Raw genomic sequence first — 17553 nt, 5'->3', positions numbered from 1 at the left:
GAGTCCAACGAGGACGCCGATGATTGCAATGACTACCAGCAGTTCCACCAGGGTAAAGCCGGCTCGAGTCGTGTGCTTTTGCATGAAAGAATCCTTCACAAGAGAGAGTACGAAGAGAAAGACAACGGCGAGGAAGCAGCCGTCGTGTAGCCGTATAGAGCGGATCCGCTGCCTCTTGGACATTCAGTCCAGCAATCTGCCCAAAAAAGTCGAATCTCCCAATTTCTGCGGAAACCGAATGGATCGAGTGTCCAATTCCCCGTCGGGCCGCTCTATCATGCCGACACACTTCCTGCTCGATCGATATACAGGACCGCACCGTGGAAGATTCGGTTGCGGCCGGATTGGCCGGTGATGTGGTGGGTCCGATAGCCCTGCAACTAGAGCAGGGGGTGCGTTTTTAATGAGAGATGAATAGCAGGTGGACAATGGGCAACCGCGAAGCGACCGAAGAGTTTGTCAGCTTGTTTGCGGCCAATCAGAGAACCATCTTTCTGTACCTCAATAGTTTGCTGCCATCCGGTCAGGAGGTCGATGATCTCTTTCAGGAAACATGCATGATCTGTTGGCGGGAATTTGATCGTTTCACGCCGGGGACCAATTTCGGGGCATGGGCCTGTACCATCGCTCACAATCAAGTGCGGGCGTTACGAACTCGGCAAGGTCGGCAGTGGCTGGTTTTCAGCGATGAGTTTTTGCAATCGGTGGCGAAAGAACTCGATAGTCATTCGGAAGTGTATTGCGAACGCATGGCGGCGCTGTCGGATTGCGTCGAAAAGCTGCCAGATCACCACCGTGAGTTGATACGTAAAAGGTACATGTCGGAAGAGTCGATCGATCGGATCGCGGACCGGCTGCAACGTTCCACCGATGCGATCTATCGGATGCTCAGCCGGATACGAAGCAGTTTGCATGATTGCGTCGATCAAACGTTAAGAGCAAAAACAAGCATGAATGCCAACCCCCAATGGGAACAGTACAGATCGCTGCGTGATGCGGCATTGGATGGGCGCATCAGTGCCGAGCAAATGGGCATGCTCGAACAATTGGTGTTGCGACACGAGGATCTGCGGCGCGACTACGCGGAGCATGCACATCAACAGGCGGTGTTGAAGTGGACGTTCGCCGCACTGCCGGAACTCAAACTCCAGGAGTTGGTCCGGCCGAACGGAGCGTCGACTGTTTCTTCGGCGGGTTCCTCTCACTCGGCAAATGGCTCGAGTCGGCACACTGGAATCATGGGGGGACATCGTTTCATTTGGCACTTGCTCGCAATGGCTGCTGGTGTTTTTCTGACCGTCGGTCTGTTGGAGTTTTGGGACGCGCATGACGGATTGTCGAAAGCCGTCGCAACGATTGCCTCATCGGAGGACTGCAAGTGGGGTGACTGCACCCTCGCGACCGCTGTAAACCAGCCTCTCGGCCCAGGACATTTGCGACTGGAGTCTGGGATCGCAACGCTCCAGTTTCCGAACGTGAGCGTCACTCTCGAAGGGCAGGTCGACGTCGAAATCGTTGACGAAAAGATGTGCTTACTGCATTCCGGTCGTGTGTTGGCGAATGTCGAACCTGGGGGCGAGGGGTTCGTTGTTCAGACTCCGACCGCGAAATTCATCGACCGTGGTACGACCTTTGGCGTGAAGGTTGCCCCGTCAGGCGTTTCGGATTTGACAGTATTCAAAGGAAGGGTCGACGTCGGGCATCTCCTCAGCGGAGCGGAAGCGTCGGTGCGTGTTAACGAAACGATGCGTGCCTCGCAACAATTGCTCGAGACGTTGGACGATGCGGATGACGAAGGCCCCGTCGAGACGCCGGTCGCTGGTGTGCCGATTCATATTTCCACCGCATCGGGTGCGGGTGACGATGCGTACGTTGCGGCCGCAAAATCGTTGCCTGCTAGGAGCAGTTCCGACATCGCCCTGTTGGTGAAAAAGCCAGCTAAGTCCAAACCACGTCAGTGGTACGCTCCTTGGCGACGCAAGGCGTTCATGCGATTCGACCTCGCTTCATTGACCGACGGGGAAATCGTCGAGGCGGTGCTGCAGTTGCAAGGCGTCGAAACTAATATTGGCTACGCGTCAATGATGCCCGACGCGACGTTCGCAGTGTACGGGTTAACGGACGAATCGCAGGACTTCTGGGACGCCTCCGAGATCAATTGGATGAACTCGCCCGCCAATGCGGGGAACACCGTCCGGTTGATGCAATCCGATGTTCAGTTGATTGGCCGGTTCGTGGTTCCTCAATCCGACCCCGCCGGGCGTTTTGAGGTTTCAGGAGAAACCCTCGCCGATTTCCTCTCTGAAGATACTAACGGTGTGGTGACTTTGATAATCATCCCCGAAACCGTAGGCGAGCCAGGCGAATCGTATGTTCATGGGTTTGCCAGTAAACGACACCCTTTCTTGCCAGCACCCACGTTACGTTTGCGAGTTCAATAGTCCATGCGAGGCGTCGTTACTTTCGGGTTGTTTGCAATCTTTCTAGTGAAAGGGGGCACGCGTAATAATGCCGCTTTTATTCAAGGAGCGGAGATCCGGCCTAATATCGTTGTCATCCTGGCTGACGACATGGGGTACTCAGATCTCGGATGCACCGGAGCCGAAATCCGAACTCCAAATCTGGATGCGTTAGCCCAACGTGGAGTGCTGTTCACGCGTTTTTACAACACCTCTCGATGTTGCCCGTCGCGCGCGTGTTTGCTGACTGGCCAATATCAGTGGGACGCTGGGTTGGGACACATGACTTACACCCGAAGTCAATTTCCCGAATATCAGCAATCATTGAGCGACCGAACTCCTACGGTCGCCGAGGTGCTTCGAGATTCTGGGTATCAAACCGTCATGTCCGGCAAATGGCATGTCGGCGATCAGCGTGAGGATTGGCCGGATCGCCGTGGGTTTGAACGGTTCTATGGCACACCCGCGGGTGGCGGTTTGTATTTCTACCCATCGCCGTTCTACCCCCGCAGCGTGTATCGAGACGGTGTTGAAGAGAAGCCCGGCGTGGACTGGTATTCCACCGACGGTTTCACGGATTACGCGATTGAGTTTGTGGCAGAGAAACGCGACCGCAGCAGGCCGTTCTTTCTGTACCTTGCGTTTATCGCGCCACACTATCCGCTGCAAGCAAAGTCGCAAGACATCGATCGTTATCGCGATACGTATGACGTTGGATTCAGCGTTATTCGAAACGCTCGCTTCGAGAAACAGGTTTCGTTGGGATTGTTTTCCGAATCGACAAAGCCGTCGGAAGCAATCTTTCCCGATTGGGCCCAAGCGAAGGATCGCAACGAGCAGGCGGCGCGGATGGCGACCTACGCGGCCCAGGTCGATTGCCTCGATCAGAATGTCGGCAGACTTGTCGAAGCGTTGAAACAAGAGGGGGTCTATGACAATACCGTGATGATTTTCCTGTCCGACAACGGTGGTTGCTCGAAAGGCTTCAACAAAACGCCCGACGCTGAAATTGGCTCTCGCGAAAGTAACGCGTCGTACGGCAAATGGTTTAACGTCAGCAATACGCCTTTCCGAATGGCGAAAAGTCAGGTGCATGAAGGAGGAATTGTCACCCCGCTGATTATGCACTGGCCCAACGGCATCGGTGTTCGGCCCAGAAAAATAGATGCCCCCGCACACATCATGGATCTGTTTCCGACTTGTTTGGAACTCGCAGGCGTGAAGGATTCGGCGTCGCCTCCGTCAGTCGAAGTCGAAGCGGTTGACGGCATCAGTTTGTTGCCTGCGATACGAGGCGATGCAGCCGATCCGAATCGCGTTCTCTATTGGGAACACGAGGGCAACAAAGCCGTGCGCCGGGGCGATTGGAAGTTGGTGGCCCTGCGAAAGGGGGCGTGGGAGTTGTACGATCTTCGGTCCGATCCATTTGAGGAAAACGACTTGGCCGAACGCTATCCCGAACGCGTTGATGAACTGCGAGCATTGTATTCCCAGTGGGCACAACTGCATGGCGTCCGGACATGGCCGGTGAAGAGGTAGTGATAGGCGCGATGTGAACCTAATGTTTCACTTTGTTTGTCTTTCAATCTAAAGAGAAGCGAGATCGTGTCCCCATCCGCGGTCGTGCAGCGGACGGAACCCGAAGCGTCGGATTCGGCCCCATTCGAAACTCAACCACCAATTGGCATTTGCCGCGTTTTCTACCTGACAATCGGGCAAAAACGCCCGCCGGCGAATCGGATTTTGATCTTTCGGACGATTCATGAACTGCGTTTTACGCGACACCATTTGGTGTTGCTGTATCTCGCTAATCTGTCATTGTCATTTCGAATCGTCTCAATTCTTGTTCTAGTTGCTCGATCAACTCTGGATTCGATTTCGCGACGTTGTTTCGTTCACCGACATCGTCACGGAGGTTGTAGAGTTCTGGACCGTTCTTACTTGACTGATGCATCGAGCCACCGTGACGCAGGTACTTCCAATCGCCTCTTCGCACTCCGCTTAGTTTGCGTCCCTTGGTGTAATAGAGGTATTTGCGTTTGACGGGAGTTTGAGGAGTTTCCAAATGGTTGGCAATGTTGAAACCATCAAGCGGAACTTTTGGCATTCTCGCGCCAGCATAGTGAGCGATGGTTGGCATAAGGTCCATTGCGGATATTACCTGATCGCTTACCGATCCAGGTCGCCAATTTCCGGGCCACCACATTACGCATGGCATCCGCACACCACCTTCGTAAGTAGTGAATTTCCCATCACGCAGGGGAATTGCGCAGCCGCTCCTGTTTCCTTTGCGCAGCCATGGACCGTTGTCCGAAGTGAAAATCACAATCGTTCTGTTGCGGCGATTCGAGTGTCGAAGATGGTCCAGCAAACGACCGGTATGAAAGTCGATTTCTTCGATAACGTCCCCGTACAGGCCCCGCTCACTTTTACCCGCGAAGTCCTCTGAAGCAAACAGAGGAACGTGCGGCATCGCAGGAGTCAGATAAATGAAGAAAGGTTGATCCTGACTCTTTTCAACAAAATCAATAGCTCGATCGAAGTAACGCAGTGTCAGGGTCGCCTGATCGGCGGGATATTCGACGATTTTGACTCCTTCAAAGAGCGGGACTTTTTTGGCGACTCCTTGCTTTAGATAATCATCGAACTTCTTCTTCGTTCGCTTCAGTTCGCGTACCGAGTCTTGATCTGCCAGCGCCTTCGTTTTGTCGTAATCGAATGCAAACAACGTATCGACAGCAAACGCATGATTCGGGTTGATGTACATGTCGTTGCTGTACGGGATGCCAAAGTACTCGTCAAATCCTTGGCCAGTCGGAAGCACACTTTCGTTTTCGTCGCCTAAATGCCACTTTCCGAAACATGCGGTGCGGTAGCCGGCTTCTTTTAGCAGTTCCGCGATGGTCGCTTCGTTCGTGGGCATCGATCCGTCGCCAGGAAAAAACGCAGTTCCGACACCGTGGCGCGCCGGCATGCGGCCGGTGAGCAAAGATGCTCGGGACGCGCTACAGACCGATGCGCCCACGTAAAAGTCCGTGAGCCGAATCCCTTCCTCCGCCATTCGGTCAATGCAGGGCGTTTTAATCTTGGGAGAACCGAAACAACCAAGGTCTTGATACCCTTGGTCGTCGGTAAGGATGATGATGACATTGGGGCGATGAATCGCTTCGCTTCGAACCGGTTCGCAGCAAATCAGCAAGAGGCAAGTCATCGACAAGATCGACATTAGAAATTTCACCGCTTTCTCCATTGGATGAGCGGCGAGGACGTGTGAGCTTGGTCGAAAATCGATCGGAAATTGGCAACAACCTCCGGATGATTCTTCGCGACATCGTACTGTTCGGTTGGATCCGCGTTTATGTCGAACAGCCTGATGCTGTCTCCGCCATTGTTCATGTTAAGCTGCACTGCTTTCCATTTATGAGTCAGCGCGGCTCGTTTTCCACCTCGTTCATAGAACTCCCAGTACAAATACTCGTGTTGTTTCTGCTGGTCTGACTTACCCAGCAAGGTCGGCAAGAAACTGATGCCATCGATTCCTAAGGGCGACTCCATTTCGGCGAGTTCACACAGTGTTGGCATGACGTCCCAAAATGCAGAGAGATGATCCGTTGTGCTTCCCGCTTCAATTCTTCCCTGCCAGTGAGCGATCATGGGAACACGTACGCCTCCTTCGAAAAGATCGCGTTTCTCGCCACGCAATATGCCGTTGGAGTTGAACCACTCCGCCTTGTTCCCGCCGGCACTGTGCGGCCCGTTGTCAGAAGTGAAAATGACAAGAGTGTTCTCTGCAACCCCCAAGTCGTCGAGCTTGCTCATGATCTCGCCAACTTCCCAATCGAGGCGACTGACCATGCCTGCGAACGTGGCTTTGGGTTCGTCGCACCTCGCATAGTTCCCGCGGCTGACCTGTTTCTCTTCTTTTACTTTGCCACGATACTTCGCTACCCACTCCTCCGGTGCTACCAGGCTCGCATGAGGAATCATCGCCGCATAATGCAGGAAGAACGGTCGCTCGGTTTTGCCATGTTCGTCGAGGTAGTGCATTACCTCTCTCATGAACTCGTCATGAATATACGTGTCGCCGGTGTGATTCTTATTTTTTGCGAAGTGGATTTCTCGTTCATTGCGATACACAACCGGTGGAAAATAATGATGCGCTGGTCCGTGCCCGTTGAACCCGTAGAAATAGTCAAACCCCTTGCGATTCGGTTGCCCGGGACTGACATTGCATCCGGTACCGGCTTTGCCAATCATGGCGGTATGATAGCCAGCCCCTTTTAACACTTCGGCTATCGTGACATCTTCGTGGCCATCTCTCAGGTTGTGCTTGCTCCCGTTCCCACGAACGGTGCAGTGTCCCGTATGCTTGCCGGTTAGCAAAACGGCGCGCGACGGAGCACACACGGTGCTCCCGGAATGATGATTGGTGAACTTCATGCCTTTAGCACAAAGCTGGTCGATGTTGGGCGTCAGGATTTTCTTCTGTCCGAAACATCCAAGGTCACCATAGCCAAGGTCGTCGGCAAGGATGTAAATGATGTTTGGTTTGTCTGCTGCATGGGAAACGTTCACCGCAAATGCAGCAACACCGCACAGTGCAACCACGAATTGCTTGCTTGTCATATCATCCTCGAGGTATTTTCCATTATAATTGTTTTTGTATGTCACTCGTTCTTTGGCGATGCCACTTTCCCAACCGACCGGTTCCTACCGGACTGCTTCATCCCAAGGTGGCCGGTGGGAACCTGCCCTACTTCTTCTTGCTCTTTTTGTTTTGATCCGCCCATCCCATCCGGATCGTATTTCGGATTCAGCTTCGTCGGCACAGGTGCTCCGAGATCGGAACGCCAAGCTGTCATCATCCGGTGCAGTTCCTGAGTCTTTTCCGGAAACTGCTTCGCGACATTCGTCCGTTCGCTCGGGTCTGAATCGAGGTCGTAGAGTTCGAGGCGCCCGTCTTCGAAGTACTCGTGGAACTTCCATTTACCCTGCCGCATCGCCGTACCGGGACGCGTCCGAAAACAAGGATCGTGCGAGTCATCGGCTTCGCCCGCATAGGCCTGCAGGTAGATTGGAAAATGCCAGAACAACGCGCGGGCCTGGATTGAGCCGGACTGAGTCAGAAGCGAAACCAAGCTGATGCCGTCCAGGACTTTGCCTGTGGGAACAGGGCTCGCGGCTGCCTCAAGGAAAGTCGGAAAGAAATCGATTCCGCAGACGGGCGCGTCACATGTGGAACCCGCTTCAACACGGCCAGGCCAGCGGACGACCACGGGCACGCGGATTCCGCCTTCGAAATAGGAGCCCTTGCCGGAACGATGTGGCTTTTGTGGCGACACATCGGAGTGTGCTCCGTTGTCGGACGTGAAAAGCACAAGCGTGTTGGCATGCAGCCCCGCATCATCGAGTCCCTTCATCAGCTTGCCGATGCTTTCGTCCATCTTTTCGATCATGGAAGCATAGGTTGCCTTTTTCTTTCCGCGGTCCGCATACTTATCGACCATCCCCTTGACCGGCACGAAGGGCGTGTGGATCAGGTAGTAAGCCATGTGGATGAACAGCGGGTCGTCGCCGTTTTTGTTCGCGTTGATGAACTTCACGGCCTGATCAGCGAGGACATCCGCAGTGTGAGTCTTCTTCGGATACTGGTCGTTGAAGACCTCAAGCGGCCCCTGCTTGACCGGCAGGTAGTAGCCTCTTGGTGGACCTCCTGACGTACTGCCGCCGACGTTGATGTCGAATCCCTGCTGAGTTGGGTCTTCACCCAGATGCCACTTTCCAAGATGGATGGTCTTGTAACCTTCCTGCCTGAGAGCCCCTGCGATGGTCAGCACTTTCGGATCGAGGTGCTTTGTGTTCTCGATCGGAATGAGTTTGCGGTGTCTGGCCAAGCCGCGGTCAGAGTTACTGACCGTGTACACTCCATGGCGCGGACCGTACTGACCGCTCATCACACAGGCACGGCTCGGAGCACAGTTGGCAGCCGGGGCATAGGCACGCGTAAACAGCATGCCCTCGTCTCGCAATTTGTCAATGTTCGGTGTCTTGTAGATCGAATTGTTAAATCCGACATCCATGACGCCCAAGTCGTCAGCGTTGATGTAGACAATGTTGGGACGTTCCGCGGCCATCGCGGTTGCGTACATTAATAATGACATTGTCAGCATGTACTTGAGCATGGAATATATTCTCACGGGGAACGTGTTCGAGCCAACGCCTGAGGAGCGATGTCTCCTCGTTCGCAGAATGCTAATAGCCAGGTTTTGGCGACAGAGTTTTCGTGGAGATGGCACCGCGACGCTCACCGCCCAGCCATGCGAGAGCATCGCGATAGATAGTTTTCGCTGCTGCTTGAGCGCCGTTGGAGTTGAAGCTGGCTTTGTCAATGTGCTCGAAGGCCCCCATCCAGACTTTCATACGAAAACGTTGCATGCCCAGCAGGTCTTTCTGCTCTGCATGCTCCGGATTTCGTTTTTCGAACTCCGGCAGATGCATTAAATCGACTCGCAAATCGTCCGCACGTTTTGCCTGACACATCAGGTTGTCAGCGTGATGCTTCCGTTCGGTGTCCGATGGATAACGCCCCAACATTTCCAGGAACGCGATCTCCACCGACGCCTCTGCTTCGGAAGGTTCGTACAGGATATATTTGTAGGGACCGTCGGGTGTACGTTCCCGTCCGTTGCCCGCATTGAAGAGAAGAAAATCGAGCCCGTGTGGTTTCGAGGCAGCAACGAAATCGGAGTCAAGTTTGCAGTCGAAGGTATGAAAAGGGGCGTATGCAAACGCCATCGCCGGATCCGGTTTCAAGTTTGAAATACTGAAATACCCTCCCACGCCAGAATGCGTGGCCGTCGACTGATTTCCTTGCGCGATCACGTTACAACCATTGGCTAATACGATCCCGTAAGCAAACGCTTTGCCATCGAGAACGTTGTCAATGAGTCGGCATCCACTCGGATTGGAAACGCTTATCTTCTTCGGTGGAAACCATGTGCGGCCACCAACGGGGATTCCAATATCAATCCGTGCACCACGGGCATCGAGGTAGTTGTTTTGAACCAGCGTATTAAATTCGTATAGCTTACGTCCGTCCTCTCGCGTCTCGAGTCCGTACTGCTCAAAGAACAAACAGTCCAACAGATTGATCCCACCCAACGACGCTCTAGATATCGCTGCCACGACATTGTCTTTCAGGACAGAATCTGGAGCAGTGAAAACCACAATCCCGACATCCGTCCCGTCGATAACAAGGTTATTGAGGATTTCCGTTTTTCGATGAGTCAATCCGATAGCGTCCGCCCATTTCGTGTTGATGTTCGGATTGCGTCCGTTGCCGCGTGCATCAACGCCGGCCCCAAAAACGACACAATCTTCAACGCGGTTTCCGAAATGAGTGTTGCGCAGTGTCGACCGCGCCTCGAGAATCTTGATCGCGCTCTGGCAGATGCTGTTCAAAACGTACAGACGCCGAAACCGTTGATGCGATCCGTTCCCGCCGCCACCAAAATGCGCCCCCCCGAAACGAAAGCCATCAGCAACGTTTCTTGCACTCACATCGTATCGGCAACCATTACCAACGAGGTTTTGCACCAGCGTCGAGCTTTTGCCTTGGACAGAAACCAACGTGTGAGACTTCATTCCCCGACATTGAAAGACCGCGAATTCATCGAGCATTTGAGCATCGAAGGTTTCAAATACCTGTTGATGGGCGACTGCGAACAACGGTCCCGATCGGCGATCATCGGTGCGTTGGTACACTCCCTTTGGCTCCAAATAGACATCCTGCCCACTCTTGCAAACCTTTTCATAGTCAACGCCGTCGGTGGGTAGTGGCCCCTTCACAACATGAGGATCGAAGTACTTGTGCTTCCGAACCCTTTGAGGTCCCAACAGTTCCTTCAGCAAATCCGGTTGCGAATACACGGAGCGAGCATCAATGAACTTGTCTCCGCCGGCCCCGTATAGATCGATGAATGACTGATGCTGGTTGCGCCGAATGCGGACCAGATCCTGCTTTTGATCTCCATCAAGGTCGACGACATACAAGGCCCCTAAATTGAAGGCATTGGATTCTTTGGCATCCCCCTGTTGTGAATACCATGTCGAGTAAACAAACCCGTATCCATTGGATCGGTGGACGTCGAGATGATCGACGTTGCCTTGGCTGTGGGCGTGAAGAAGGTCCGTCAAACCGTCGCCGTCAAAGTCGCCGGGATACCAGGCAGAGTCTCCATAGGTGTACGGCACCTTTCCATTGATCCAGTCCGATGTAACATCAAAGCCATTCTTGGTGGATAGCAACAGATCCGCATGCGCCTCGCCAGACTCGGAGCGGATCAAGGCAACGTCGGTTCTACCGTCCCCGTTGTAATCGCCCGGATACCAGCGATCGTCCGGTGAATAAAGATACCTGCTCGGGCTTATGTCGGTCTTGCGGAACCGGTCTTTCTCGCGATCGACCCCAAACAGCTCGCAGACCAAATTGCCCTCGTCGTCTGCATCGATTCGCAACAGATCCGCCGCCCCGTCGCCGCTAAAATCGTCCACCAGGAACCAGTCGCTTTGCGAGCGTTCTTGGTTTGCGGTCCACCAAGCGGAATAGGCAAAACGATCTCCAGTGGAAACGTACAGATTCAGCTCTAAGTTCGTCCCGACAAACGGCATTTCCAACAAATCATCTCTGCCATCTCCGTTGAAATCTGCCCGAAACCAGCGGTGAGACGCATCATACGTGCTGCCCCCATCGGTCCACGATACAAGGTTTAACCTTGCGTCCCGCAGTGTGCTTTCCACCTCGATGTGGGTACACCCGTCCGATCCACCCCACAAGCGTGCCAAATCCAGCGAACCGTCACCATTGAAGTCTCCAGAGAACCATTTGTCACGCGCCACGTGATCGGACACGCTCCCATGAAGGAGCTCTTTTTCCAAAGCATACCCGTTGCTTAACAGATGCTCCACGAAAACTCCCTCGTCGCTCCGCACGACGTGGATCATCCCCGACGCCTCAGCCCCGCTGACTACAGAACAGAACTGAAGCGAAACTGCGAAGAGGGCACAGAACGTTGCTACTAAACGGGACGTTGCAATCACGCGGGAGGCTTGCATCAACAGGAAGGTGTGTCGGCGCGATGTTCGCGTCATATAAGAATCTCATGTTTCGAGTGGGCACCAGCTGATGATCGATTGGAACAACCGCTATCGGCTATTGCTGAGCGATCTTCGCAAACGCGATACGATTCATTGGAGCAGATAGGCACTCCATGCTCTTGCCTCTGCTCGTTTGAGGGAACCGGAATGCTGCCCCACTCTGAGTCGTCAAAACGGGATTGATAAAGTCAACAGGGCGACCAGCAGGTTTCACAACGCAATTGGATCACCAATGACCGTCGAGCGACTCGAACCAGAGGGATGTTGTGCGGTTGCTTTTCAACACGCCTGCGAAATTCGAATGCACCACCACCATTGCCCCCCTCTCCTTCGCTGCAAGTTAGTCGTCATTGGCTTGCTCGGCGCGTTCCATTCGCTCTGCTTCTAGCTCGTTTTGCAGTTGCTCTTCCGAGATATCTGGCAACGGAGCGATGGTCGGATCATTGCTGTCACTGCAACCCAGCAGAGAGGTAGAGACCAAAAGGAGTAAGATGATTAAGATCGGTTTCACTTGCATTGGACTGAAGGATGAAAGAGGGATGGGAAAGTGCTATGCGAGACTTGCTCAGCGGACCGGACACACAAGTATTTTGACCAGCAACGATCTGCACGAATTCAGTCGCTCTGCGTCCGCCTACGTTTCGGCAAGACAAGCGTAAGAACAACAGCCGGCGAATAGATTGCCGGGATCGTCAAACAGGATACTGATCCTGAGACGGCAGCGTCCGCAATTGATCATGCACGCTCAAACCTGTCGCATTTACAGCTCGTCGATCGAACGGGTTTCTTTACTAGCGCGACTGCCGAGAGCCCCCCAGAGGCCATACGGGCTTTCTGCACCCGCTGGCGGCCCGCCGGTTACGCCCACGGGGCGACTACTGGTGTCCCCACAGTCGACGCTGTCGGTAACGAACCGGACCGCCCCGTCCGCCATGAGAGCATGAGCTCCACCTTGGTGGCGACTTGCTGCAGAATACAGGCCGCCGTTTCCGCCCAGGCCTTCCCCTCGGTTACAACTTGGTCCACCGGGCGGCAACGCAGTCGAGAAACCTGTGTATGCTGGATCACCGGAATGCCACAGCGCTCCACGCGATCGCGGTTGCGTTGACGATGTGTCTTGGCAGAGCGCCGTGCCAGTGGCCCAAAACTGAGGGCGATCGACATCGACGAGCGCATCCCAACAGTTCTCGCGAGGATTGTTTCGCACGCCCTTCCCTGACGTGGCGGCGATGTCTGAAATGATTTCGCGGTTACCAAGAGAACGCACTATTTCACCCATCGCAACCGTATTACTGAGCCCATCGAGTACGTCACGAAATCGCATGACGAATCGGTCGACAAAAACACCGCGATGCTGCCCGCGGTTTACAGGATCTTTAATGGTGCCGGCGTTATTGCAGTTCCAAAATGAATCGCCATGACAAAACGCGTAGTTCGCCCCGCCGTAGTTGCCGATGGCACTGGGCTGCCCATGGTCAGAGGGACACTGGATTGCTGGAATCTGCGCTCGCCACGGCCCGTACTCGAAACGATATGGCGCTGGCCCCATCGCTTGCCATGCACCATCAGGATGACTTCCCGACGTATCGATCATCGGGTTAGAAACCTGCTCCCACAATGCCTGCTGTTCGAAAAATGGCAAGAGCCCAACCATGGCCCCCAGGCGATTTTCGTTGCCACGAAAGTTGTTAGGCTTCGTCCCGCCACCATGCTTCGGAAGCTGCTGGTAAGCGGAATGATAGTTATGAAGAGCGAGACCGAGTTGCTTCAAATTATTACTGCACGACATGCGGCGGGCGGCTTCGCGAGCCGCCTGGACAGCGGGGAGCAGTAAGCCGACTAACACACCGATGATCGCGATGACCACCAGGAGCTCTACCAGGGTGAACCCAGTTCGGGCTATGTAGTTGCGCATAAGACGAATCCGCCATGAGGAAAGGGTAGGGAAAACAGGGCAGAGGTGTGTAGCTCACCGTTCTGTCCTGATAGAGCGCAGCTATCGCTCATTGGACATTCAATTTGAAAGAAATTGCAGAATGCATGGGTCGGATATCATTAGTCCGTCATCCAGGACGCTTGTACGGAATCCTTTGCGCATGGCATCCAGGGCGAATGCACGGGTTCCCTTCGTGAAATGCTCGGCGTCAACATGACGCAGGAGTGATTTTGAGCGCCCAAGCAAAGGTCCTGCGAGAACCCATGGTGATGACGTGCCGGTGTTTTCGGTCGCTCAAAACTCTTGTCGCAAATGCGACGAAATTTGACGCATACGATTCTATCCTTGTTGTTTCGGTCAGCCACAATGCAAAAGAATGCCTGAGGCTGAAATTCCCTGAAGACGTGTATTCAACGCGAACGCCGAGCTTTACAAGCCCCAGTTCTCCGACGATTTCTGTTCTCCGCAAGATCCTGCTCCGGATTCATTTGCCGGTCATCGCAATGTCGGCTTGGCGGGGTAGTGGAGTTGTGCCCCTGCTGGCGATTTGGTTTCCAAGGCATTCGAGTCGTTTTCAGATTGATCAAGTGGCCAACGTGAGGTGTTTTTTGTTTGTCAAACCGAAAGTCAGTGCGAGAGTAAGGACGGTTGCGATACTCCGTGCGAATGCTTTTTCCCGGAGGATGACACCGGTCCTAGAGCATCGACAACACGGGCTTTTGTTTGGGCTAATGCGTCGAAGAGCGATCTCGCCTAGTTGGTATGCTAGTTTTCTCACGATCTTGCTGGTGTGCCATGTCGCGTTGGCGTTGCTCTTGAGTGCGACTACGGCTAGCGGGCAAGAGAATCTCGCTGCCACTGCTACTGCAACCGCCAGTAATGCGCGGGACGGTTACGTCCCTGCCAATGCGGTGGATGGAGTGATTAGTGACGAATCACGCTGGCTCAGTCATTCCGGTCGCAAGGCATGGTTGTTAATGGATCTGGGCGTGCCGAAACGTGTCACTGTTGCCCACGTGTTTACAGGTTATCAGGATGCAAGCGCAGTCCGCTCGTTCGATCTCGAGTACCGAAGCGAAGACGGCTGGGAACTGATACCGGGAGGCCGGGTTCGAGGCAACTCGCAAACGCGTCTGGTCGTTGAGTTCACGCATCCCGTCAGCACATCGGCGGTGCGTTTCGTGAACCGTGATCCAAGTCAAGTGGCACGGGTTCGCGAAATCGCATTGTATGAGGATGCTTCTGTAGCGATCGGTACTGGCTTGGCAGACCGCAGTCGTGGCAATCGGCCTGAGATTGATCCTACGCGGCACTTGGTAGTGGTGAATCAGGTTGGTTATCAAACATCGTGGCCTAAACGTTTTACGGCCCCGCTGTCACCCGATGGTGCATTGTTTGCCATTCGCGAATCCAACAACGAAAGGTCATTGTTCAGGGGGGTGGTCCGTAATGGCCTCGGTGATTTCACTGGATTTCGACCGGCGGACGGTGACGTTGAATTCTTGATTGAAGTCTCCGGAAAAGGGTTGAAATCAGCAGTTTCAGATCCATTTTCCATTCGAGAGGACTTGTACCAGGAACAGTTCTGGCAGGCCGCCGTCGATTTCATGATTGACTCTCGAAGTGTTGTCGGCACCCACCCGAGTGCCTATGGGGGGTCCGCTTGGCGAGATGGTACCTATTATGACTTCGTTGTACCGTCATTGGTTTTGCTGTACTTGTCTGATCCGGAGTTCGTTGAGTCCATGCCTAAACAGTTGGACTGGCACTACGACAAGAAAAGAATCTTATCGAAAGATTTTCAGTTTGACGCAAAGACTCCTCACAGCGACGGCGTCTTAGATGCCGCACGTGGCTATTACGCCGACCTGGAACCACCTCATCCGGGTGCACCGGACGTGATCAAGCTCATTCATTGGGGGCTTGGCTACTATTTGCTCAAGCCGGCCAGTAAAGACCCGAGCGGTGACCCGGAACCTTGGAAAGTCCAGGGACAAACGGTAGAACAATTTGCATTTCTGTTGTGGGCATGGCCACGTTTGGAGCTGGACCGTTGGCTCGACAAATCGTTCTACGATCGATGCCAGGCGTTTGTCTCGAAGCACTGGGAAGAGTCTGGTCTGCTGGAAAACAGTAAGTGGTGGGATCCGGCAACTTATCAAAGCGTGTCCGATTTGATGGGGCCCAATCCGATGGGTGGATATCTCCATCCGTACAAGGGACGCCACGCACCGGGGCATTCTATTTTGCCTAACCTGCTTATGTACGAGGTCACCAATCGCAGCGGCCTACCCAACAGTGAACGCTATCTGCATGCAGCACAGAAGCAGACTGAATGGTTGATCAAGAACATCGACTGGAATGATCCGCGGTCCACCAAAGGGCATCGGATGAGCGAACACAAAACGGTCCCCGGTTTGGTTTGGTTTCTGCAAAACTACCCCGACCACGCACCGCCTGATTTGCCAGGATTCATTGAAAAGTGGGCACAGGTTGCGGTCTCGCGTTCGAACAATATGTGGGATTTCCGACGTTTCGACCTCGGCGAGCACTGGACGATTCCCAAGCTGAACGAACCGGGGAACCTGGCGGGATTTCCCGCTTGTGCGTTGTCGGCTTCCTGGGTGGTCAAGGATCCGGAGTTGGTCAAACGATTGCGTCAGTTGGCGGTGGCTCAGTTCGACAACCTGTTTGGTCGCAACCCGATCCAGGCTGCTGCACCTGGTCACCCGGAAAATGGCTTTCGTTTAGTTGAACGTGGATGGCCAAAGCTCTATCCAAAAAACGTTTGCGCCCGAATTGAGCTGTGCCGCGGGGCACTTTGCGCTTCACCTGGATCGGAGATGTACCCGTTGGATATCGATGGAAAGTTTCGCCATCCAGAAGGCTGGGTTAATTTCAACGCAGCTTGGAATGTGGGGCTCGCCTATTTTGCCTGGGATCAATACGGACGTGCTCCGTTTCACAACGGAAAAACTCGGATTCGAACCGATCGGTAGCTCGCTAAATAGGACTATGCCGCCTTACTTATTTCGTATGACACAAACACAGGTATCTGATCGCTAGCCATGAATCGATTCGCTTTCATCACGTTGTTGGTGCTACTGGCCTCGCTCGCTGGCGTCCAGAGCCATGCGTTTGCCGAAGAAGTTCGCCCCGACATCATCTGGATCCTCGCCGAGGACATCAGTATTGAATTGGCATGCTATGGCGAACCGGGATTACAGACTCCTTCTATCGATGCTCTTGCAGCGGACGGGGCACGTTATGAACGCGCGTACTGCACCGGGCCAGCATGTTCGATTTCTCGCAGTGCGATGATGTCGGGCGTTTACCAGACTCGCATTGATGCACACGACCATCGACGCATTGGTAGCTACACCTTTCCAGCTATCACGCAGTACCTTCGCGATGCCGGATATTACAACGCGAAGGGATGTGGCTATTCCGGTAAGACAGACCTCAACTTCAGACCAACGGAAACGCTGTTCGATGGGAACGACTGGAGTTCAGCGAAAACGGGGCAACCGATTTTTGCGCAAATCACACTCGACGGTACTCACCGCCAGGACGCCAACGAAAAGAAGTGGCGAGCGATCCGGAAACGATCGAGCAACCCGGTCGCTCTGGAGGACATTCGGTTGCCGCCGTACTTTCCCGATACCGAAGAGGTCCGCATGGATTGGGCAGTGTACCTCGACCAGATCGAGCACATGGACACCCAGGTCGGAGAGATTATCGCTCGCCTAAAGAACGAAGGGAGATACGAAAACGCCCTAATCATTTTTTGCGGAGACAATGGACGTTGTCATCTGCGTGGCAAGAACTGGCTCTATGAACCGGGGCTGAAGGTGCCGCTGATCATCAAATGGCCTGGTGGAAAACGCGCTGGCGAAGTGGTAGGTGGGATGGTAAGCATGTTGGACGTCACGGCGACGGTCGTGGATGTCGCGGGTGCCATGCCAAGCGAGCGACTCGACGGCAACAGTCTCCGCGCCCCCT

Annotated in this window: 11 protein-coding genes; 4 read left to right on the top strand and 7 right to left on the bottom strand. The window is 54.0% G+C overall.

Annotation, left to right across the window (positions count from 1 at the left end; translation table 11 throughout):
• A partial coding sequence (locus tag RSSM_RS32975) for a prepilin-type N-terminal cleavage/methylation domain-containing protein (protein WP_144059489.1) occupies positions 1 to 84 on the bottom strand: 84 nt, incomplete at its 3' end.
• A gap of 326 nt (positions 85 to 410) precedes the next feature.
• On the opposite strand from RSSM_RS32975, the gene RSSM_RS01485 reads away from it, so the two are divergent.
• Together RSSM_RS01485 and RSSM_RS01480 are read left to right on the top strand one after the other, a co-directional pair.
• Positions 411 to 2441: a sigma-70 family RNA polymerase sigma factor gene (locus tag RSSM_RS01485; RefSeq protein WP_144059487.1), complete on the top strand. Its 2031-nt coding sequence runs from the start codon at positions 411 to 413 to the stop codon at positions 2439 to 2441.
• A gap of 3 nt (positions 2442 to 2444) precedes the next feature.
• Entirely contained in the window at positions 2445 to 3998 is a 1554-nt protein-coding gene (locus RSSM_RS01480) for an arylsulfatase (RefSeq protein ID WP_008673730.1), read from the top strand.
• Positions 3999 to 4266: 268 nt separating this feature from the next.
• On the opposite strand, the gene RSSM_RS01470 is transcribed toward RSSM_RS01480, so the two are convergent.
• The 6 genes from RSSM_RS01470 to RSSM_RS01450 form a co-directional block, all read right to left on the bottom strand.
• A complete protein-coding gene (locus RSSM_RS01470; RefSeq protein WP_044300542.1) occupies positions 4267 to 5670 on the bottom strand; it encodes a sulfatase family protein in 1404 nt (467 codons plus the stop codon).
• 23 nt (positions 5671 to 5693) lie between these two features.
• Positions 5694 to 7085, bottom strand: coding sequence for an arylsulfatase (locus RSSM_RS01465; protein ID WP_044300540.1), 1392 nt, complete (start codon positions 7083 to 7085; stop codon positions 5694 to 5696).
• 41 nt (positions 7086 to 7126) lie between these two features.
• The gene (locus RSSM_RS01460) at positions 7127 to 8656 is read right to left on the bottom strand and encodes a sulfatase (RefSeq protein WP_236620872.1); all 1530 of its coding nucleotides are present in this window, start codon (positions 8654 to 8656) and stop codon (positions 7127 to 7129) included.
• Between the two features lie 55 nt (positions 8657 to 8711).
• On the bottom strand, positions 8712 to 11609 hold the full coding sequence (locus RSSM_RS01455) for an FG-GAP repeat domain-containing protein (RefSeq protein ID WP_008673722.1): 2898 nt from the start codon (positions 11607 to 11609) through the stop codon (positions 8712 to 8714).
• A 346-nt stretch (positions 11610 to 11955) separates the two neighbouring features.
• On the bottom strand, positions 11956 to 12096 hold the full coding sequence (locus tag RSSM_RS33545) for a hypothetical protein (RefSeq protein WP_008673720.1): 141 nt from the start codon (positions 12094 to 12096) through the stop codon (positions 11956 to 11958).
• Between the two features lie 279 nt (positions 12097 to 12375).
• Entirely contained in the window at positions 12376 to 13530 is a 1155-nt protein-coding gene (locus tag RSSM_RS01450) for a DUF1559 domain-containing protein (protein WP_044300525.1), read from the bottom strand.
• Positions 13531 to 14366: 836 nt separating this feature from the next.
• Between RSSM_RS01450 and RSSM_RS01445 the strand changes: the two genes are divergently transcribed.
• Positions 14367 to 16550 (top strand): discoidin domain-containing protein, encoded by a 2184-nt coding sequence (locus RSSM_RS01445; RefSeq protein ID WP_160168079.1) that lies wholly within the window; start codon positions 14367 to 14369, stop codon positions 16548 to 16550.
• Between the two features lie 69 nt (positions 16551 to 16619).
• Positions 16620 to 17553 (top strand): sulfatase family protein (locus tag RSSM_RS01440; protein ID WP_008673716.1); only part of this gene is annotated, 934 nt, incomplete at its 3' end.

The sequence above is a fragment of the Aporhodopirellula sallentina SM41 genome (assembly GCF_000346505.1).
Taxonomy (GTDB): Bacteria; Planctomycetota; Planctomycetia; order Pirellulales; family Pirellulaceae; genus Rhodopirellula; species Rhodopirellula sallentina.
Note: the sequence above shows the minus strand (reverse complement) of the source record. Positions and strands in the feature narration are given on the sequence as shown.

Coding starts and splice junctions, on each gene's coding strand:
- RSSM_RS01485 (WP_144059487.1), top strand. CDS start 411: ATGAATAGCAGGTGGACAATGGGCAACCGCGAAGCGACCGAAGAGTTT.
- RSSM_RS01470 (WP_044300542.1), bottom strand. CDS start 5,670: ATGACTTGCCTCTTGCTGATTTGCTGCGAACCGGTTCGAAGCGAAGCG.
- RSSM_RS01480 (WP_008673730.1), top strand. CDS start 2,445: ATGCGAGGCGTCGTTACTTTCGGGTTGTTTGCAATCTTTCTAGTGAAA.
- RSSM_RS01455 (WP_008673722.1), bottom strand. CDS start 11,609: ATGACGCGAACATCGCGCCGACACACCTTCCTGTTGATGCAAGCCTCC.
- RSSM_RS01465 (WP_044300540.1), bottom strand. CDS start 7,085: ATGACAAGCAAGCAATTCGTGGTTGCACTGTGCGGTGTTGCTGCATTT.
- RSSM_RS01450 (WP_044300525.1), bottom strand. CDS start 13,530: ATGCGCAACTACATAGCCCGAACTGGGTTCACCCTGGTAGAGCTCCTG.